Here is an 18,765-nt window from a genome sequence, read left to right as displayed (position 1 = left end):
CATGTTAAATCGTATGAAGGTGGTCACCAGCCTGTTGCTGGTGTTGGTGCTGTTTGGCGCCTTGCAGTTGATTTCGGGCGGACTCTTTTTCTCCTCGCTGAAAAGCGATAAGGAAAACTTTACCGTCCTGCAAACTATCCGCCAGCAGCAGCTGCAGCTGAGTGAAAGCCGCGTTGACCTGCTGCAGGCGCGCAACTCCCTGAACCGTGCCGGTATTCGCTACATGATGGATACCAACAAGATCGGCAGCGGCGCCACCATTGATGAACTGCTGGCCAAGGCGAAAGAAGAGCTGGGCGAAGCGGAAAGACACTATGCCGCGTACGAAAAAATCCCGCAGGATCCGCGTCAGGACCCCCAGTCGGCGGAACGCGTTAAACAGCAATACGACATTCTGTACGGTGCGCTCTCCGAGCTGATCCAACTGCTGGGCGAAGGCAAGATCAACGCGTTCTTCGATCAGCCTACGCAGAGCTACCAGGACAACTTTGAGCAGAGCTACAACGTTTACCTGGAGCAAAACGGCAAGCTCTATCAAATCGCAGTCGACGGCAGCAACAGCTCCTATAACTCGGCCATCTGGACGCTGATCGTGATCCTGGTGGTGGTGCTGGCGGTGATCGTGCTGGTCTGGACCGGTATCCATCACATCCTGGTGCGCCCGCTGAACCGCATGATCGATCACATCAAACAGATCGCCGCCGGCGACCTGACTCAGCAGATCGTCGTCAACAGCCGCAACGAAATGGGCGTGCTGGCGGCCAGCCTGAAACACATGCAAGGCGAACTGATTGAAACCGTCAGCGGCGTACGTCAGGGCGCGGATGCCATCTACAGCGGCGCGTCAGAAATCGCTGCGGGCAACAACGATCTCTCCTCCCGCACCGAGCAGCAGGCCGCGTCGCTGGAAGAGACCGCCGCCAGCATGGAACAGCTGACCGCGACGGTGAAACAGAACGCCGAAAACGCCCGTCAGGCTTCACAGCTGGCGTTGAGCGCCTCCGAAACCGCACAGAAAGGCGGCAAGGTTGTGGCCAACGTGGTGCAGACCATGCATGACATCGCCGGCAGCTCGCAGAAAATTGCCGATATCACCGGCGTGATCGACGGTATCGCCTTCCAGACCAACATCCTGGCGTTGAACGCCGCGGTGGAAGCGGCGCGTGCCGGCGAGCAGGGCCGCGGCTTCGCGGTGGTGGCCGGCGAAGTGCGTAACCTGGCGCAGCGCAGCGCGCAGGCGGCGAAAGAGATCAAAGGCCTGATCGAAGATTCGGTCAGCCGCGTCGATATGGGCTCTGTGCTGGTCGAAAGCGCCGGTGAAACCATGGGCGACATCGTCAATGCCGTCACCCGCGTGACCGACATCATGGGCGAAATCGCCTCGGCGTCGGACGAGCAGAGCCGCGGTATCGATCAGGTTGGCCAGGCGGTAGCGGAAATGGACCGCGTCACCCAGCAGAACGCCTCGTTGGTGGAAGAATCCGCCTCGGCGGCGGCGGCGCTGGAAGAACAGGCCAGCATGCTGACCCAGTCGGTGGCGGTATTCCGCCTGAGGCAGGAAGGCCAGGAAGAGTTTAAAGCGCCTGTCACCAGCAAGGCGACGGTAACACCGGTAATCAATCATAAGAAAATGAACGCCAGCGATCTGCAGGATAACTGGGAAACGTTCTGACCGGTATCGGGCCTCTCTCGCAGGGGCCCTTTTCCCTACGTAGGCCGGTCGCCGGCCGGCTGCAAGGAGGTTCACAGTGTTTAACCGAATCCGTATCTCTACCAGCTTATTCCTGTTGTTGATGACCTTCTGCGTTCTGCAGTTGGCCAGCAGCGGCCTGTCGTATTCCGCGTTTCGCTCCGATAACCACAACCTCGACATCATCACCCTCGGCAGCCAGCAGCGCGATTCGCTCAGCCTGAGTTGGGTGTCGCTGTTGCAGGCGCGCAATACGCTGAACCGCGCCGGCACCCGCGCGGCGCTGAAGCTGCCGCAGGAGCAGGTGAACGAACTGATGAGCAGCGCCCGCAGTTCGCTGCAGAAGGCCGATCTCTATTTCAATCAGTTCATGGCGGTTGAACGCAGCAGTGAACAGCAAAGCCAGCAGACGGCCACCACCAAGGCCAGCTACGAGCGGCTGCGCGGCGCGCTGCGTGAACTGATCGGTTTCCTGGAAAAGGGCGAGCTGCAGGCGTTTATGGATCAGCCGACGCAGAAAACCCAGGACCTGTTCGAGGCCGACTTCGTGCAGTACCTGCAGTTGGTCAACGGCGACATCAGCGAAGCCAGGGACGCCAACCAGTTCTCCTTCACGCTGGCGGGCCTGATGCTGGCGGGGGCGGTCTTGATGCTGATCGTGGTGACCGGCAGCGCCATGTGGTGGTTGCGCACCATGTTGGTACAGCCGTTGAACCAAATCCGCAGCCACTTTGAACGCATCGCCGCCGGCGATTTGGCGACGCCGATTCAGGTGTACGGCCGCAATGAAATCAGCATGCTGTTCGCCAGCCTGCAACGCACGCAGCAGTCGCTGATCGGCACCGTCGGCGCGGTGCGCGACGGGGCGGAGTCGATTCTGATCGGCCTGCAGGAAATCTCCGAAGGCAATAACGATCTGTCTTCCCGCACCGAGCAGCAGGCCGCTTCGCTGGAAGAGACCGCCGCCAGCATGGAACAGCTGACCGCGACGGTGAAACAGAACGCCGACAATGCGCGGCAGGCCTCTCAGCTGGCACGTGACGCCTCGGCCACCGCGGCCAAGGGCGGCGAGCTGGCCGGCGATGTGGTCACCACCATGCACGATATCGCCAACAGTTCGCAGAAAATCGGCGCCATCACCAGCGTGATTGACGGCATCGCCTTCCAGACCAACATTCTGGCGCTCAATGCGGCGGTGGAAGCGGCGCGCGCCGGTGAACAAGGGCGCGGTTTCGCCGTGGTCGCCGGCGAAGTGCGCAACCTGGCGAGCCGCAGCGCGCAGGCGGCGAAAGAGATCAAGGGGCTGATCGACGAATCGGTCAGCCGCGTCAAGCACGGCTCGGTGCTGGTGGAAAACTCCGGCGCCACCATGCAGGACATTGTGCGTTCGGTGACCCGCGTGACCGACATCATGGGCGAGATCGCGTCGGCGTCGGATGAACAGAGCCGCGGCATCGAGCAGGTGACGCAGGCGGTGACCCAGATGGATCAGGTCACCCAGCAGAACGCCGCGTTGGTGGAAGAGTCCGCTTCTGCCGCCACCGCGCTGGAAGAGCAGGCCATTACCCTGGCCGACGCGGTCGCGGTATTCCGTCTGGCGGACGATAACTTCGTCGCGCCAGGTAACAGCAGCAACGCAGTTTCACCCGTGGTAAAGGAAGCCCAAGATTGTTAAACCGCATAAGCAGCACGTTTTTCTCCGGTGAGGCGGCATGAAACAGGCGCCGTCAACTTCTAACCGGGATACAGCGTCGATGTTGACGCAAATGGTGCAGCGTCTGCCGCTGTCGGACGTGCATTTTCGCCGTATCAGCCAGTTGATTTATCAACGCGCCGGCATCGTGCTGGCGGAGCATAAGCGCGAGATGGTTTACAACCGCCTGGTGCGCCGGCTGCGGCTGTTGGGATTGCACGATTTCGGCGACTACTTGGCGCTGCTGGAAAGCGATCCGAACAGCGCGGAGTGGCAGGCGTTCATCAACGCGTTGACCACCAACCTGACGGCCTTTTTCCGCGAGGCGCATCACTTCCCGATCCTGGCGGAGCATGCGCGCTCGCGGCCGAACGGCTACAGCGTCTGGAGCACCGCGGCCTCGACCGGTGAAGAGCCGTATTCGATCGCCATCACGCTGAGCGATGCATTGGGCCTGCGGGCCGGCAGTTGCCAGGTCTGGGCCAGCGACATCGACACGCAGGTGCTGGAAAAAGCGGAAGCGGGCGTTTACCGCCAGGAAGATCTGCGCACCCTGACGCCGACCCAAATGCAGCGCTATTTCCTGCGTGGCACCGGGCCGCATCAGGGGCTGGTGCGCGTGCGGCCGGAGCTGGCGGCGCGGGTGAACTTCCAGCCGCTGAACCTGCTGGCGCCGGAGTGGGCGCTGCCGGGGCAATTCGACGCCATTTTTTGCCGCAACGTCATGATCTATTTCGATAAGGCGACGCAGGAGCGCATCCTGCGCCGCTTCGTTCCCTTGCTTAAGCCGGGGGGGCTGATGTTCGCTGGCCACTCCGAGAACTTCAGCCAGATCAGCCGGGATTTCTACTTGCGTGGGCAGACCGTGTATGGGCTGACCAAGGAGAGGTAATGAGTAAAATCAGAGTGTTATGCGTAGACGATTCGGCACTGATGCGTCAGCTGATGACGGAAATCGTGAACGGCCATCCCGACATGGAAATGGTGGCGACTGCGCCGGATCCGCTGGTGGCGCGCGATCTGATCAAAAAATTTAATCCTCAGGTGCTGACGCTGGACGTCGAGATGCCGCGCATGGACGGGCTGGATTTCCTCGAGAAGCTGATGCGCCTGCGGCCGATGCCGGTGGTGATGGTCTCTTCGCTGACCGGTAAAGGGTCTGAGATCACGCTGCGCGCGCTGGAGCTGGGCGCGGTGGACTTCGTCACCAAACCGCAGCTCGGTATCCGTGAGGGCATGTTGGCCTACAGCGAACTGATTGCCGAGAAGATCCGCACCGCCGCCAGAGCGCGCCTGCCGCAGCGTTCCAACAGCCCGGCGCCGGCGATCCTCAGCCACGCGCCGCTGCTGAGCAGTGAAAAATTGATCGCCATCGGCGCCTCCACCGGCGGCACCGAAGCGATCCGCCAGGTACTGCAGCCGCTGCCGGCCACCAGTCCGGCGCTGCTGATCACCCAGCACATGCCGCCCGGTTTCACCCGTTCGTTCGCCGAGCGGCTGAACAAACTGTGCCAGATCACGGTGAAAGAAGCGGAGGACGGCGAGCGCGTGTTGCCGGGCCACGCCTACATCGCACCGGGGGACCGCCACCTGGAGCTGGCGCGCAGCGGCGCCAACTATCAGGTGAAGCTGCATGACGGCCCGGCGGTCAACCGCCATCGTCCGTCTGTCGACGTGCTGTTCCGTTCGGTGGCGCAATATGCCGGCCGCAATGCGGTGGGGGTGATCCTCACCGGCATGGGGAACGACGGTGCGGCGGGGATGCTGGAGATGCACCGCGCCGGGGCCTATACCCTGGCGCAGAACGAGGCGAGCTGCGTGGTGTTCGGCATGCCGCGCGAGGCGATCGCCAGCGGCGGCGTCAGCGAAGTGGTTGAGTTGGACAGGATGAGCCAGCGCATGTTGGCGCAGATTTCCGGCGGCCAGGCATTGCGCATTTAATTTTAGTCCGCAGGGTTTACCCGGCGGCGATATGACCCTGGTTCGCCGCGCGGCGGCCTGCGGTTTTGCATCATTAAACGGTTAACTATTTCAGGAGTAACAATGGCAGACAAGAACCTCAGATTTCTGGTTGTGGACGACTTTTCCACCATGCGCCGCATCGTCAGAAATCTGCTGAAAGAGCTGGGCTTCAACAACGTCGAAGAAGCTGAAGATGGCGCGGATGCGCTGAACAAGCTGCGCGCCGGCGGTTTCGACTTCGTGGTGTCCGATTGGAACATGCCGAACATGGACGGACTCGAACTGTTACAGACCATTCGCGCCGATAGCGCGCTGGCCGCGATGCCGGTACTGATGGTGACGGCGGAAGCCAAGAAAGAAAATATCATCGCGGCGGCGCAGGCCGGCGCCAGCGGTTATGTAGTGAAACCATTTACGGCGGCGACGCTGGAAGAAAAGCTCAACAAGATTTTTGAAAAATTGGGCATGTAAGGAGAGGGCGATGAGAGACATTCCAATGCCTGCCAGCGATGCAGCGACCGCGGGAGAGATCATCTCCCGCATCGGCCAACTGACCCGAATGCTGCGCGACAGCATGCGCGAACTGGGGCTCGATCAGGCGATCGCCCAGGCGGCAGAGGCGATCCCGGATGCGCGCGACCGTCTTGACTATGTCGTAACCATGACGGCGCAGGCGGCGGAACGGGCGTTGAACTGCGTGGAGGCGGCGCAACCGCGCCAGGCGGAGCTGGAATCCGGCGCCAACGCGTTGAAAGGGCGCTGGGACGAGTGGTTCGCCAATCCCATCGAACTGGACGATGCGCGTTCTCTGGTCAACGACACGCGCCAGTATCTGGATCAGGTGCCGGGCCATACGGCCTTCACCAACGCACAGCTGCTGGAAATCATGATGGCGCAGGACTTCCAGGATCTGACCGGTCAGGTGATCAAGCGCATGATGGATGTGGTGCAGGAGATCGAAAAGCAGCTGCTGATGGTGCTGATGGAAAACATGCCGGAGCAGCCGGTGAAGGAAAAACGGCCGAACGACAGCCTGCTGAACGGCCCGCAGCTCGACCAGAACGGCGTCGGCGTCATCGCCAACCAGGCGCAGGTCGACGATCTGCTCGACAGCCTCGGTTTCTGAGGCTTTTCGGGGCGCGCGACGGCGCGCCCCGAAAGTTGCGCGGTGTCCCGCAAAGATTAATGTATATAGCATTGCTATATACAGCATGGCGGTTATAATTTGTACTCCAATTTAAGGAGGTCGCCATGACGTTAGGTTCTGTCTTTACCAATAATCGGACACAGGCTGTACGCTTGCCCGCAGAGGTGCGTTTCCCTGATACCGTTTCTAAAGTGACCGTTCGCGTAGTGGGCAAAGAGCGCATTCTTGCCCCCCTGGAGAATACCTGGGACAGTTTCTTCTGTGCGGAAAATGAGGTGAGCGATGATTTCCTCAATGAACGTGCAGGACAGCACCAGGGCGAGCGGGAAGATTTTTGATGTTCAGTCATATGCTGGACACCAACATTGTTATCTATGTCATCAAGCGCCGGCCGCTGGAAGTGCTGGAGGCATTCAATCGCTATGCAGGTAAAATGGTCATTTCGTCGATCACCTATGGCGAGTTGGTTCACGGGGTGGAGAAAAGCGCTCGTCCAGCGGTGAACGCCAGAGTCGTTGAAGATTTTGTCTCCCGATTGGACATTCTCGATTACAGCGCCAAAGCGGCATCGCACTATGGCAATATCCGGGCTGCGCTGGAACGCCAGGGAACGCCTATTGGCGTAAACGATCTACATATCGCCGGGCATGCGCGCAGCGAAGGATTGATCCTGGTGACCAATAATCGACGCGAATTTGAGCGCGTTGAGGGTTTGCGGCTGGAAAATTGGTTGTAACGTCTCCCTGATGGTCTCATCCCCTAAATAACCCGCCTTTTTCCCCGTTGTTCCGCCAATGACATCGCCAATTTTTTGGCATGCTGACCGCCATTCTTTACCCTCCCGACACAGGAACGGCGTTTCGTGGCTGAAGACAGCGATCTGGAAAAAAGCGAGGCCCCCACGCCCCACCGGCTGGAGAAGGCGCGTGAAGACGGCCAGATCCCGCGCTCCCGCGAGCTGACCTCGGTACTGATGCTGCTCTCGGGCCTCGCGATCATCCTGATGTCCGGCAGCAATATGGCGCAACAGCTGGCGGCGATGCTCACGCAGGGGTTGAACTTCGACCATGGCATGGTCAGCAACGATAAACAGATGGTACGCCAACTCGGCATGTTGCTGCGTCAGGCGGTGCTGGCGCTGTTGCCGATCATGGCGGGGCTGGTACTGGTGGCGCTCGCCGCGCCGATGCTGCTGGGGGGCATTCTGTTCAGCGGCAAGTCGATTAAATTCGACTTGAAGCGGTTGAACCCGCTGTCCGGGTTGAAGCGCATCTTTTCCACCCAGGTGCTGGCCGAGCTGCTGAAAGGGATCCTCAAAGCGACGCTGGTCGGTTGGGTGACCGGTCTTTATCTGTGGCACAACTGGGCGGCGATGCTGCATCTGATGACTCAGCAGCCGCTCGACGCGTTGGGCAATGCGCTGCAGATGATCCTGTTCTGCGGTTTTCTGGTGGTGCTGGGATTGACGCCGATGGTGGCGTTTGACGTGTTCTACCAGCTGTGGAGCCACTTCAAAAAGCTGAAGATGACCAAGCAGGATATTCGCGACGAATTCAAAGACCAGGAGGGCGATCCGCACGTCAAGGGACGCATTCGCCAGCAGCAGCGGGCGATCGCCCGGCGCCGCATGATGGCCGACGTGCCTAAGGCGGACGTGATCGTCACCAACCCGACGCACTACGCCGTCGCGTTGCAGTACAACGACAAAAAAATGAGTGCGCCGAAAGTGCTGGCCAAAGGGGCCGGCGAAATCGCCTTGCGCATTCGTGAGCTCGGTGCGGAGCACCGCATTCCGATGCTGGAGGCGCCGCCGCTGGCGCGTGCGCTGTATCGGCACAGCGAGATTGGACAACATATTCCGGCCACCCTGTATGCCGCCGTCGCCGAAGTGCTGGCCTGGGTGTACCAGCTGCGCCGCTGGCGGCGCGAGGGCGGCCTGATCCCGAAAAAACCTGAACGTTTACCGGTGCCGGAAGCACTGGATTTTGCAAGAGAGAGTGACTCTGATGGCTAATTTGGCCTCCCTGCTTCGTTTGCCGGGCAATTTTAAAGATACGCAGTGGCAGGTGTTGGCCGGCCCGGTGCTGATCCTGTTGATCCTGTCGATGATGGTGCTGCCGCTGCCGGCGTTTATCCTCGATCTGCTGTTTACCTTCAACATCGCGCTGTCAATCATGGTGCTGCTGGTGGCGATGTTCACCCAGCGCACGCTCGAATTCGCCGCCTTCCCGACCATTCTGCTGTTCTCCACATTGCTGCGTTTGTCGCTCAACGTCGCGTCGACGCGCATCATCTTGCTGGAGGGCCACACCGGTTCCGCCGCCGCCGGGCGCGTGGTGGAAGCCTTTGGCCACTTCCTGGTGGGGGGCAACTTCGCCATCGGCATCGTGGTGTTCATCATCCTGGTGCTGATCAACTTTATGGTAATTACCAAAGGTGCAGGGCGTATCGCCGAAGTGGGCGCGCGCTTCGTGCTGGACGGCATGCCGGGTAAACAGATGGCGATCGACGCTGACCTGAACGCCGGGCTGATCGGTGAAGACGAAGCGAAGAAACGCCGCGCTGAAGTGACCCAGGAGGCCGATTTCTACGGCTCGATGGACGGTGCCAGTAAATTCGTACGTGGCGATGCCATTGCCGGCCTGATGATCATGGTGCTGAACGTCGTCGGCGGCCTGTTGGTCGGTGTCGTGCAGCATGGCATGGAGCTGGGGGCGGCGGCGGAAAGCTATACGCTGCTGACCATCGGTGACGGCCTGGTGGCGCAGATCCCAGCGCTGGTGATCTCCACCGCCGCCGGCGTCATCGTCACCCGCGTCGCGACCGATCAGGACGTCGGCGAGCAGATGGTGGGCCAGCTGTTCAACAATCCGCGCGTGATGTTGCTGAGCGCCGGGGTACTGGGGCTGTTGGGCCTGGTGCCGGGCATGCCGAACCTGGTGTTCCTGCTGTTTACCGCCGCTTTGCTGGGCCTGGCCTGGTGGCTGCGTGGCCGTGAACAACAGGCACCGCAAACGGTGGAAGAACCGGCGATGCCGGAGAATCCGCAGGCCGCCGAGGCCAGCTGGGCCGACGTTCAGTTGGAAGATCCGCTGGGGATGGAAGTGGGCTACCGGCTGATTCCGATGGTCGATTTTCAACAGAACGGCGAGCTGCTGGGGCGTATCCGCGGGATCCGCAAGAAATTCGCGCAGGACATGGGCTATCTGCCGCCGGTGGTGCACATCCGCGACAATCTGGAACTGCCGCCAGCCAGCTACCGCATCCTGATGAAAGGCGTTGAGATCGGCAGCGGTGAAGCGCAGCCGGGCCGTTGGCTGGCGATCAACCCCGGCAATGCCGTGGGCGAGCTGGCGGGAGACAAAACCGTCGATCCCGCCTTTGGGCTCGAGGCGGTATGGATCGACAGCGCCTTGCGAGAGCAGGCGCAGATCCAGGGTTTTACCGTGGTGGAAGCCAGTACCGTAGTGGCGACGCACCTTAATCACCTGATCGGCCAGTTCGCCAGCGAGCTGTTTGGCCGCCAGGAAACTCAGCAGCTGCTGGACCGTGTTTCACAAGAGATGCCGAAGCTGACCGAAGACTTCGTGCCGGGCGTGGTGTCGCTGACGACGCTGCACAAAGTGCTGCAAAACCTGTTGGCCGAACGCGTTTCTATCCGCGATATGCGCACCATCGTCGAAACGCTGGCGGAACATGCCCCGGCGCAAAGCGATCCTTATGAGCTGACGACCGTGGTGCGGGTGGCGCTGGGCCGGGCGATCACGCAGCAGTGGTTCCCGGGCAACGGCGAGATTCAGGTTATCGGCTTGGATACCCAGCTGGAGCGCCTGTTGCTGCAGGCGTTGCAGGGCGGCGGCGGTCTGGAGCCGGGGCTGGCCGATCGCCTGCTGGAACAGGCGCGTCAGGCGCTGCAACGGCAAGAGATGCTCAGCGCGCCGCCGGTGCTGTTGGTTAACCATGCGCTGCGTCCTTTACTGGCGCGCTTCCTGCGCCGCAGCCTGCCGCAGCTCGTGGTGCTGTCCAACCTGGAGATTAACGACGATCGCCAGATTCGCATGACGTCGACCATTGGAGCCGCCTGATGAAACGCTGTCTGTTCGTGTTGTGTTTGCTGGCGCCGTTAACCGCCGGCGCGGTGTCCGGCTCCTGGGTGGCCGAAGGGGCGGGCGTGACGTTGGAACAGGGCGGCATGCGCGATGAGTCCGCCGGTTTGCGGCCGCCGAACGCGTTGCCGGATGCCAATGCGCGCATCACCCGCGTCAGCTGGCGCTACCGTTTGCTGGGGCCTGAACCAGTGGGGCTGCAGGCGCAGCTTTGCACGGTCAACCGCTGCATTCCGCTGGGCGGCGGCAGCGGCAGCAGCAACGGTCTGCAGGGCGAGCCGGCCAATGCGGAATTGCGTTTCGTCTATTACGTGCAGTCGCAAGGCGGGTTGAACCCGCCGCTGCGGGTGATTGGCAATCAGGTGATCGTCAATTATCAGTAAGATCAGGCCAGAATTTGCAGGCCGTTGCGTTCCACCAGCGTCAGCAGCTTCATCGCGGCGGAGTTCGGTTGCGCTTCGCCGCGCTCCCATTTCTGTACCGCCTTTTTGCTGACGTTGAGATACAGCGCAAACACCGGCTGACTGACGTTTTCCCGTTCGCGCAGCGCGCGGATCTCGGCCGGCCCGAACTGCTTCACCGGCCGCAGGCACAGCATGTCGAAAGTGCGCATGGTCACGTCGTCGACGAAACCGGCGCGGTGCAGGCCCTGAACTTCCTGGTGGATCGATTTCAGCATCTTGCTCATAGTTGTAACCTTATTAATTCCCCGCAGTTGACCAACTGATACAGTCTGAATGGTGAATAATCCAGATACAGCGCCGCCAAATGCCGCCAGGAAATTAACTCATCCTGATTGATGTTGTCTCTTTCGTTTTTGGCAAAGCCATACATGAAAAAGATCCTGCCTTCATCTGCCGTCGCGATTAATACCCGATACCCGCGCTGTTTTCCACTCCCCATCCGGGCGATGCGTTTTTTGTAAACGCAACCACCGAGATTGGCGTCGTACAACTGATTTTGCATCTCTCGCGCCGCTTTCACTATCGTGGCGTCACTGATGCGTTCGTCGCCGGCAAATGTCTGGAAGGCTTTTGTGAGATAAATGTCGGTCATTCACTCTCCGTGTGAAAATATACCCTTAAAGGGTACAGATCAAGATGTTTAACGACCGAGCTAAGATGACGAAATAGAGAGTGATGGGGAACAGGCAAATATCCGTTCTGCGCAGCCTGACGCATAACGTTAAGGGAACTCAGGAGGTGATGAGGTGAAAATGCGAGGGGATGCGCAAAAGTCGGCTAACGCGTGCCCGGTGATAGGCTCACCGGGCGAAATGAGTCAGGTCAGACGCCGATTTTTCTGCCGAGCAGGCTGCCGGCGTGCGACTGGCCGTCCGGGCCATACAGCGATTTGTTGTTCTTACTGAGGATAGCCAGCGCCTGAGCGTTGTGGTCGATCTGCTGATTGAGCAGCAGGCCGTTGTGCTGGTTCTTCTCACGCAGCGTTTGGCTCAGCAACTGAACGCGTTGCCAGCGATCGGCCAGAGGCGCATGGCTGGCATAGGGCGCGCGTTGCCCGCAGGTTTTTTCCTGCCCCAGGCGCTGTTGCTCGAGGTAAGCGACCGTCGCCAGCAGTTGGCTTTTGGCATCGGTGACGCGCTGCAAGGCCACGCCGGGCAACTGGCCGGAACACAGCAAGTCGTGCTCTTCCTCCAGCACGCCATTGAGCGCCTGCAGTGTTTCCAACAGTTTGTCCAGCAGTTGTACCAGCTTTTCCATAGTGATGACTTATCCTTTATCGCTACCCGCCGCCGCGTTGTCAGTCGCGTCCGGCGATCCATTGAACATCGCTCTGCGCGTCTTGCAGCAGTGCGTCGGCGATTTTGCCGGCGTCCATCTTCAGTTCACCGTTGCGGATCGCCTGTTTGATGGCCTCGACCCGGCCCATATCGATATCCTGGGTGCCCGGTTGCGTCAGGCGCGCCTGCGCCTCGCTCAGTTTGACCTGCGTGCCGCTGACGGCGGTTTCGGCCACGGCGGCCTTGCGCGGTTGGAGCGGGTTGTCGGCCGGGGTTTCACGCGGTTGCACAGTGGAAACCGGCTGTAACCGCTGGGTGCGATCGATACTCATGGTCCATCTCCGTTTACGCCGTGGCCGCTCGGGGGCGACGACGCTGCAATGAAAGTTTTGCGGCCCTGGTGGCCAATAAAATGCTGCTTGATTTGTCTTATCGGCAAGGTTTGCGGAACCTTTACTTTTTTATAACGTAATGCGGATCGCGCCGTCGTCCCCGACCACGCCGCTGACGATCTGCCCGGACGCCATGCGCACCCGCACGCTGTCTTCGGCGGCGGCGTTGTTCATCGCCTTACCCGCACCGCTGATGCTGAATCCTTCGCCCTGTGCATTGACCTGTACCGATTGCCCGGCCTTGATAATCCAGGCGCGGCGCAGCATGGCGAGGGTCAGCGGCTGACCGGGGCTAATGTTGCGCAGGCTGACGGCACCTAACGCTTTGCTCGCTTCGGTCAGCGCACGCGGCGGCAGGGTATCGAGCCGACCTGCTTTCAACGTCAGATCCGCCGCCGTCAACCGGCTGCCGGCGCTGATGCCGCGCGCCGAAACGAGATAGCGGCCAAACACCTGCACCTGCGTCTGGATAAAACGCCGCTCCTGGCCACAGCGCGCCGAAATGCTGACGTTGCCGCCGATCCGCGCGTTGGGCGGCAGCGACAGCTGCGGCAGTTCGCAAGCGGGCCATTGGTTCGGCGGCGTGCGCACCCGCACTTTCACCTGTACCGGTTCGCCGCTGAACTTGCCTTGGATGAAGCTTTCGATTTGCGTCGCCAGATCGTCGGCGCGCGCGTTCAGACTGCACAGCAGGCCGATAAGCAGCAGCATTTTACCTTTCATCGTCATCTTCTCAAGCTTCATCGGGATACGCGTAAGTGTACCCGCAGCGCGCGCAGGCTAAGCAGATAAATAGCGCCCCATTTTGCGTTTATTCCCGCGATAGGGTAGCGCGGGGGGCGTTTATGCTGTCGACTCCAAATTCTAACCTCGCGGAGGGAGCATGCTCGACAAACTGGACGCGGCTCTGCGCTTTGGCCAAGAGGCGCTGAACTTGCGCGCCCAGCGGCAGGAAATTCTGGCCGCCAACATCGCCAACGCAGACACACCGGGTTATCAGGCGCGGGATATCGATTTCGCCAGCCAATTGAACAAAGTGATGGAGCAGGGGCGCGTCAGCGGCAACGGCATGTCGCTGAACCTGACGGCGGCGCGCCACATCCCGGCGCAGACCCTGCAGCCGCCGCAGCTCGATCTGCTGTTCCGGGTGCCTGATCAGCCGTCGATGGACGGCAACACGGTGGACATGGATCGCGAACGCACCAACTTTGCCGATAACAGCCTGAAATATCAGACCGACCTGACGCTGCTCAACGGTCAGATCAAAGGGATGATGTCCGTGCTGCAACAAGGATAAGGCGCATGTCTTTACTGAATATTTTTGATATCTCCGGCTCGGCGTTATCGGCGCAATCCCAGCGCATGAACGTCAGCGCCAGCAACATGGCCAACGCCGACAGCGTGACCGGTCCGGACGGCGAGCCTTACCGCGCCAAGCAGGTGGTGTTCCAGGTCGCGGCGGCCCCCGGGCAGCCGACCGGCGGCGTACGCGTCGCTCAGGTGGTGGACGATCCGGCGCCCGAGCGTCTGGTCTATCAACCGGGCAACCCGCTGGCGGACGCCAAGGGCTACGTGCGCATGCCGAACGTCGACGTGGTGGGTGAAATGGTCAACACCATCTCCGCTTCCCGCAGCTACCAGGCCAATGTCGAGGTGCTCAACACCACCAAGTCGATGATGATGAAAACCCTGACGTTGGGTCAGTAACCGGAGGTTCCCATGGCTATCGCCGCAACCACGAACGAGTCGTTGGACAACACCGTCATCGGTAACAACAGCAAAAATACCAACAGCCAGGATCTGCACAACAGTTTCCTGACGCTGCTGGTGGCGCAGTTGAAAAACCAGGATCCGACCAATCCGATGCAGAACAACGAACTGACCTCGCAGCTAGCGCAGATCAACACCGTGCAGGGTATCGAAAAACTCAACACCACGCTGGGGTCGATCTCCGGCCAGATCAACAGCAACCAGTCGCTGCAAGCCACTGCGCTGATCGGCCACGGCGTGATGGTGCCGGGCAATAACATTCTGGTCGGCAGCAAGGACGGCAAGGTCAGCACGACGCCGTTCGGCGTGGAACTGGAGCGCGCTGCCGATCAGGTGACCGCTACCATCACCAACGCCAGTGGGCAGGTGGTGCGCACCATCGAAATCGGCGGCCTGACCGCCGGTGTGCATGCCTTCACCTGGGACGGTTCGTTGGATGACGGCTCTACCGCACCCGACGGCGCCTACAAAGTGGCGATTAACGCCAAAGGCAATGGCGAGCAACTGGTGGCGCGCAGCCTGCACTTCGGCCTGGTGAACGGCGTGATCCGCGACGGCAACGGCGCCAAGCTGGATCTCGGTCTGGCGGGCAACGCCACCCTGGAAGACGTGCGACAGATCTTATAACCCTAAGCATCAGGCTCAATCGGACGATAGCCTGACCACTATTCGGAGAATAACATGGCTTTTTCTCAGGCAGTCAGCGGCTTGAACGCGGCAGCAACCAACCTGGACGTGATCGGTAACAACATCGCCAACTCCGCGACTGCGGGCTTCAAATCCGGCAGCGTCTCCTTTGCCGACATGTTCGCTGGCTCGCAAGTCGGTCTGGGCGTCAAAGTGTCCGGCATCACCCAGAACTTCAAGGGTGGCACCACCACCGGTACCAGCCGTGCGCTGGATGTGGCCATCAACGGCAACGGTTTTTTCCGCATGCAGGATAAAGACGGCGGCATCTTCTATACCCGCAACGGTCAGTTCAAGCTGGATGAGAACCGCAACCTGACCAACATGCAGGGGCTGCAGCTGACCGGCTACCCGGCGGCCGGTTCTCCGCCGACCATCCAACAGGGTGCCAACCCGGTGCCGTTGAGCATTCCTGAAGGTATGATGAACGCCAAGGCATCCGCCTCCGGCGAGATGGTGGCCAACCTGAAGTCCACCCATAAAGTGCCGGAGAACAAGACCTTCGATCCGACCAAACAGGACAGCTACAACTACGTCAACACCATCACCGCTTACGACTCGCTGGGTAACGCGCACAACATCAACGCCTACTTCGTGAAGACGGAAGACAATAAATGGCAGGTCTACACCCAGGACGGCAGCGCCGCGCCAGTGAACGCCGGCACCATGGAGTTCAGCACCAGCGGCAACCTGGTGAAAACCACCAGCACCAACGGCGCGCCGGGCGAGTTCAGCATGGTGATCCCGATGACCGCCAAAGACGGCGCACCGGCGCAAAACTTCACCCTGAGCTTCGCCGGCAGCATGCAGCAGAACGTGGGCAGCGACTCGGTGAGCAAGGTATCGCAAGACGGCTATGCCGCCGGTGAATACACCAACTTCCAGATCAACAACGACGGCACAGTGGTGGGCATCTACTCCAACCAGCAGACTCAGGTGCTGGGCCAGATCGTCATGGCCAACTTCTCCAACCCGGAAGGGCTGGCGTCGCAGGGCGATAACGTGTGGCAGGAAACCGGTGCGTCCGGTCAGCCGCGCGTTGGTCTGTCGGGCGGCGGCGGCTTCGGTAAGCTGACCAGCGGCGCGCTGGAGTCTTCCAACGTCGATCTGAGCCAGGAGCTGGTGAACATGATCGTCGCACAGCGTAACTACCAGTCCAACGCCCAGACCATCAAGACGCAGGACTCCATCCTGCAGACGTTGGTTAGCCTGCGCTAATAGGGTCGAGTTATGGATCACGCGATTTATACCGCGATGGGTGCGGCTCGCCAAACGCTGGAGCAGCAGTCCATTACCGCCAACAACCTGGCCAATGCGTCGACGCCGGGCTTTCGCGCCCAGCTCGCCGCATTGCGCGCGGTGCCGGTCGACGGGCCGAGCCTGGCGACGCGCACCTTGGTGACCGCGTCGACGCCGGGTGCCGACATGAGCCAGGGGGCGCTGAACTATACGGCGCGCCCGCTGGACGTGGCGCTGCAGCAGGACGGTTTCCTGGCGGTGAGCCTGCCGGGCGGCGGTGAAGCCTATACCCGCAACGGCAACATTCAGATCTCCTCCACCGGGCAGTTGACGGTGCAGGGGCTGCCGGTGATGGGCGACGGGGGGCCGATCGAGGTGCCACCGTCGGCGGAGATCACCATCGCCGCCGACGGTACCATTTCGGCGCTGAACGCCGGCGATCCGCCGAACACCATCGCGCAGATCGGCCGCCTGAAGCTGGTGAAAGCCGACGCGCGCGAAGTGATGCGCGGTGACGACGGGCTGTTCCGCCTGACGCCGGAAACCCAACAGCTGCGCGGCAATCAGTTGCAAAACGATCCGCAGGTGCGGGTGATGCCGGGCGTGCTGGAGGGCAGCAACGTCAAGCCGATGGAGACCATGGTCGACATGATCGCCAACGCCCGCCGTTTTGAAATGCAAATGAAAGTCATCCACAGCGTGGATGAAAACGAACAGCGTGCCAACTCACTGCTCTCAATGAGTTAAGCAGCAAGGAAATAACCGATGATTCCATCCTTATGGATTGCCAAAACCGGTCTGGACGCGCAGCAGACCAACATGGACGTGATCGCCAACAACCTGGCGAACGTCAGCACCAACGGCTTCAAACGCCAGCGTGCGGTATTTGAAGATCTGCTGTACCAGACCATGCGTCAGCCGGGGGCACAGTCCTCCGAGCAGACCACGCTGCCTTCCGGTCTGCAGATCGGCACCGGCGTGCGTCCGGTGGCGACCGAGCGTCTGCACAGCCAGGGCAACCTGTCGCAGACCAACAACAGTAAAGACGTCGCCATCAAGGGGCAGGGTTTCTTCCAGGTGATGCTGCCGGACGGCACCCAGGCCTACACGCGCGACGGCTCGTTCCAGATCGATCAGAACGGCCAGCTGGTCACCTCCAGCGGTTTCCAGGTGCAGCCGGCGATCACCATTCCGGCGAACGCGCTGTCCATCACCGTCGGCCGCGACGGCATCGTCAGCGTCACCCAGCAGGGGCAAACCGCCGCCCAGCAGGTGGGTCAACTGACGCTGACGACCTTTGTCAACGACAGCGGTCTGGAGAGCGTGGGCGAGAACCTGTATCAGGAAACCGAAAGCTCGGGCGCGCCGAACGAGAGCACGCCGGGGCTGAACGGCGCCGGTCTGCTGTATCAGGGCTACGTGGAGACCTCCAACGTTAACGTGGCGGAAGAGCTGGTCAACATGATCCAGACTCAGCGCGCTTACGAGATCAACAGCAAAGCGGTTTCGACTTCCGATCAGATGCTGCAAAAGCTGACGCAACTGTAATCTGTCATTGACGGGCCCGGCTTGCCGCGCCCGTCATTCTCTTTCGTGAAACAAAGGCGATACCCGTGGTAACCACATATTCGATGGCAATCCTGCCGCGGCAGGGACAACGCTGGCTGGCGGGAATGGTGATGCTGACGCTGAGCGGCTGCGCTTATATTCCGCATAAACCGCTGGTGGACGGTGCGACCACGGCGCAGCCCGCGCCGGCCAGCGCGCCGATGCCGAACGGCTCGATCTTCCAGACGGTGCAGCCGATGAACTACGGCTATCAGCCGCTGTTCGAAGACCGCCGTCCGCGCAACGTCGGTGACACCCTGACCATCGTGCTGCAGGAAAACGTCAGCGCCAGCAAGAGCTCTTCCGCCAACGCCAGCCGCAACGGCGCCAGCAAGTTCGGCGTCGCCACCTCGCCGCGTTACCTTGACGGCCTGTTGGGCAATGCGCGCGCCGATATGGACATTTCCGGCGACAGCACCTTCGGCGGCAAGGGCGGCGCCAACGCCAACAACACCTTCAACGGCACCATTACGGTGACGGTCAACCAGGTGCTGGCCAACGGCAACCTGCACGTGGTGGGGGAAAAGCAGATCGCCATCAACCAGGGCACCGAATTCATTCGTTTCTCCGGCGTCGTCAACCCGCGCACCATCAGCGGCAACAACTCGGTCACCTCGACGCAGGTGGCGGACGCGCGGATCGAATACGTCGGCAATGGCTATATCAACGAAGCGCAGACCATGGGCTGGCTGCAGCGCTTCTTCTTAAATGTTTCACCGTTCTAAGGATT

The 18,765-nt window shown here is 60.9% G+C and carries 23 protein-coding genes; 18 read left to right on the top strand and 5 right to left on the bottom strand.

Features of this window, described 5'->3' with window-relative positions; all coding sequences use genetic code 11:
- Nucleotide 1: 1 nt before the first annotated feature.
- From tsr to FOT55_RS20155, 11 genes are all read left to right on the top strand, one after another.
- Entirely contained in the window at nucleotides 2-1,672 is a 1,671-nt protein-coding gene (gene tsr / locus FOT55_RS20205; RefSeq protein WP_025303270.1) for a methyl-accepting chemotaxis protein, read from the top strand.
- 76 nt (nucleotides 1,673-1,748) lie between these two features.
- Nucleotides 1,749-3,365 carry a methyl-accepting chemotaxis protein gene (locus FOT55_RS20200; protein WP_038629515.1) on the top strand — a complete coding sequence of 539 codons (1,617 nt, stop codon included), beginning with the start codon at nucleotides 1,749-1,751 and terminating at the stop codon, nucleotides 3,363-3,365.
- A gap of 37 nt (nucleotides 3,366-3,402) precedes the next feature.
- On the top strand, nucleotides 3,403-4,275 hold the full coding sequence (gene cheR / locus FOT55_RS20195) for a protein-glutamate O-methyltransferase CheR (RefSeq protein WP_147823929.1): 873 nt from the start codon (nucleotides 3,403-3,405) through the stop codon (nucleotides 4,273-4,275).
- Nucleotides 4,275-5,324: a protein-glutamate methylesterase/protein-glutamine glutaminase gene (locus FOT55_RS20190; RefSeq protein ID WP_025303269.1), complete on the top strand. Its 1,050-nt coding sequence runs from the start codon at nucleotides 4,275-4,277 to the stop codon at nucleotides 5,322-5,324. Before cheR ends, FOT55_RS20190 begins: the two co-directional genes overlap by 1 nt.
- A 102-nt stretch (nucleotides 5,325-5,426) precedes the next feature.
- Complete coding sequence (cheY, locus tag FOT55_RS20185; RefSeq protein ID WP_004934862.1) at nucleotides 5,427-5,816, top strand: chemotaxis response regulator CheY; 390 nt, start codon at nucleotides 5,427-5,429, stop codon at nucleotides 5,814-5,816.
- Nucleotides 5,817-5,826: 10 nt separating this feature from the next.
- Nucleotides 5,827-6,471: a protein phosphatase CheZ gene (gene cheZ / locus FOT55_RS20180; RefSeq protein WP_004934858.1), complete on the top strand. Its 645-nt coding sequence runs from the start codon at nucleotides 5,827-5,829 to the stop codon at nucleotides 6,469-6,471.
- A 125-nt stretch (nucleotides 6,472-6,596) separates the two neighbouring features.
- Nucleotides 6,597-6,830, top strand: coding sequence for a type II toxin-antitoxin system VapB family antitoxin (gene vapB, locus FOT55_RS20175; RefSeq protein ID WP_060433377.1), 234 nt, complete (start codon nucleotides 6,597-6,599; stop codon nucleotides 6,828-6,830).
- Nucleotides 6,830-7,228 carry a type II toxin-antitoxin system tRNA(fMet)-specific endonuclease VapC gene (vapC, locus tag FOT55_RS20170; protein ID WP_033640020.1) on the top strand — a complete coding sequence of 133 codons (399 nt, stop codon included), beginning with the start codon at nucleotides 6,830-6,832 and terminating at the stop codon, nucleotides 7,226-7,228. Before vapB ends, vapC begins: the two co-directional genes overlap by 1 nt.
- A 126-nt stretch (nucleotides 7,229-7,354) precedes the next feature.
- The gene (gene flhB, locus FOT55_RS20165; protein ID WP_043138644.1) at nucleotides 7,355-8,506 is read left to right on the top strand and encodes a flagellar biosynthesis protein FlhB; all 1,152 of its coding nucleotides are present in this window, start codon (nucleotides 7,355-7,357) and stop codon (nucleotides 8,504-8,506) included.
- Nucleotides 8,499-10,577, top strand: coding sequence for a flagellar biosynthesis protein FlhA (gene flhA, locus FOT55_RS20160; RefSeq protein ID WP_147823928.1), 2,079 nt, complete (start codon nucleotides 8,499-8,501; stop codon nucleotides 10,575-10,577). The genes flhB and flhA overlap by 8 nt, the downstream gene beginning before the upstream one ends.
- On the top strand, nucleotides 10,577-10,981 hold the full coding sequence (locus FOT55_RS20155; protein ID WP_038629510.1) for a flagellar protein FlhE: 405 nt from the start codon (nucleotides 10,577-10,579) through the stop codon (nucleotides 10,979-10,981). Before flhA ends, FOT55_RS20155 begins: the two co-directional genes overlap by 1 nt.
- Before the next feature lie 2 nt (nucleotides 10,982-10,983).
- Here the strand turns inward: FOT55_RS20155 and FOT55_RS20150 are convergent, their stop codons facing one another.
- The 5 genes from FOT55_RS20150 to flgA form a co-directional block, all read right to left on the bottom strand.
- Nucleotides 10,984-11,286 (bottom strand): helix-turn-helix domain-containing protein, encoded by a 303-nt coding sequence (locus FOT55_RS20150; RefSeq protein WP_033632742.1) that lies wholly within the window; start codon nucleotides 11,284-11,286, stop codon nucleotides 10,984-10,986.
- A complete protein-coding gene (locus FOT55_RS20145; protein ID WP_147823927.1) occupies nucleotides 11,283-11,654 on the bottom strand; it encodes a type II toxin-antitoxin system RelE/ParE family toxin in 372 nt (123 codons plus the stop codon). The genes FOT55_RS20150 and FOT55_RS20145 overlap by 4 nt, the downstream gene beginning before the upstream one ends.
- Before the next feature lie 230 nt (nucleotides 11,655-11,884).
- The gene (locus FOT55_RS20140) at nucleotides 11,885-12,319 is read right to left on the bottom strand and encodes a flagella synthesis protein FlgN (RefSeq protein WP_025303265.1); all 435 of its coding nucleotides are present in this window, start codon (nucleotides 12,317-12,319) and stop codon (nucleotides 11,885-11,887) included.
- 40 nt (nucleotides 12,320-12,359) lie between these two features.
- Nucleotides 12,360-12,671 (bottom strand): flagellar biosynthesis anti-sigma factor FlgM, encoded by a 312-nt coding sequence (gene flgM / locus FOT55_RS20135; protein ID WP_147823926.1) that lies wholly within the window; start codon nucleotides 12,669-12,671, stop codon nucleotides 12,360-12,362.
- Nucleotides 12,672-12,800: 129 nt separating this feature from the next.
- A complete protein-coding gene (gene flgA, locus FOT55_RS20130; RefSeq protein ID WP_025303264.1) occupies nucleotides 12,801-13,454 on the bottom strand; it encodes a flagellar basal body P-ring formation chaperone FlgA in 654 nt (217 codons plus the stop codon).
- A gap of 160 nt (nucleotides 13,455-13,614) precedes the next feature.
- Between flgA and flgB the strand changes: the two genes are divergently transcribed.
- The 7 genes from flgB (at nucleotide 13,615) to flgH (ending at nucleotide 18,760) form a co-directional block, all read left to right on the top strand.
- Nucleotides 13,615-14,028 carry a flagellar basal body rod protein FlgB gene (gene flgB / locus FOT55_RS20125; protein WP_025303263.1) on the top strand — a complete coding sequence of 138 codons (414 nt, stop codon included), beginning with the start codon at nucleotides 13,615-13,617 and terminating at the stop codon, nucleotides 14,026-14,028.
- 5 nt (nucleotides 14,029-14,033) lie between these two features.
- Entirely contained in the window at nucleotides 14,034-14,438 is a 405-nt protein-coding gene (flgC, locus tag FOT55_RS20120; RefSeq protein WP_004934826.1) for a flagellar basal body rod protein FlgC, read from the top strand.
- A gap of 12 nt (nucleotides 14,439-14,450) precedes the next feature.
- A complete protein-coding gene (gene flgD, locus FOT55_RS20115) occupies nucleotides 14,451-15,128 on the top strand; it encodes a flagellar hook assembly protein FlgD (protein ID WP_016927297.1) in 678 nt (225 codons plus the stop codon).
- A gap of 54 nt (nucleotides 15,129-15,182) precedes the next feature.
- Nucleotides 15,183-16,406, top strand: a complete 1,224-nt coding sequence (gene flgE / locus FOT55_RS20110) for a flagellar hook protein FlgE (RefSeq protein WP_147823925.1) — start codon at nucleotides 15,183-15,185, stop codon at nucleotides 16,404-16,406.
- A 12-nt stretch (nucleotides 16,407-16,418) separates the two neighbouring features.
- Nucleotides 16,419-17,174: a flagellar basal body rod protein FlgF gene (locus tag FOT55_RS20105; RefSeq protein ID WP_147823924.1), complete on the top strand. Its 756-nt coding sequence runs from the start codon at nucleotides 16,419-16,421 to the stop codon at nucleotides 17,172-17,174.
- A gap of 18 nt (nucleotides 17,175-17,192) precedes the next feature.
- Nucleotides 17,193-17,975 carry a flagellar basal-body rod protein FlgG gene (gene flgG / locus FOT55_RS20100; RefSeq protein WP_004934819.1) on the top strand — a complete coding sequence of 261 codons (783 nt, stop codon included), beginning with the start codon at nucleotides 17,193-17,195 and terminating at the stop codon, nucleotides 17,973-17,975.
- 83 nt (nucleotides 17,976-18,058) lie between these two features.
- Complete coding sequence (gene flgH / locus FOT55_RS20095; RefSeq protein WP_004934817.1) at nucleotides 18,059-18,760, top strand: flagellar basal body L-ring protein FlgH; 702 nt, start codon at nucleotides 18,059-18,061, stop codon at nucleotides 18,758-18,760.
- Nucleotides 18,761-18,765: the final 5 nt, after the last annotated feature.

The sequence above is a fragment of the Serratia bockelmannii genome (assembly GCF_008011855.1).
In the GTDB taxonomy this organism is placed as follows: Bacteria; Pseudomonadota; Gammaproteobacteria; order Enterobacterales; family Enterobacteriaceae; genus Serratia; species Serratia bockelmannii.
Note: the sequence above shows the minus strand (reverse complement) of the source record. Positions and strands in the feature narration are given on the sequence as shown.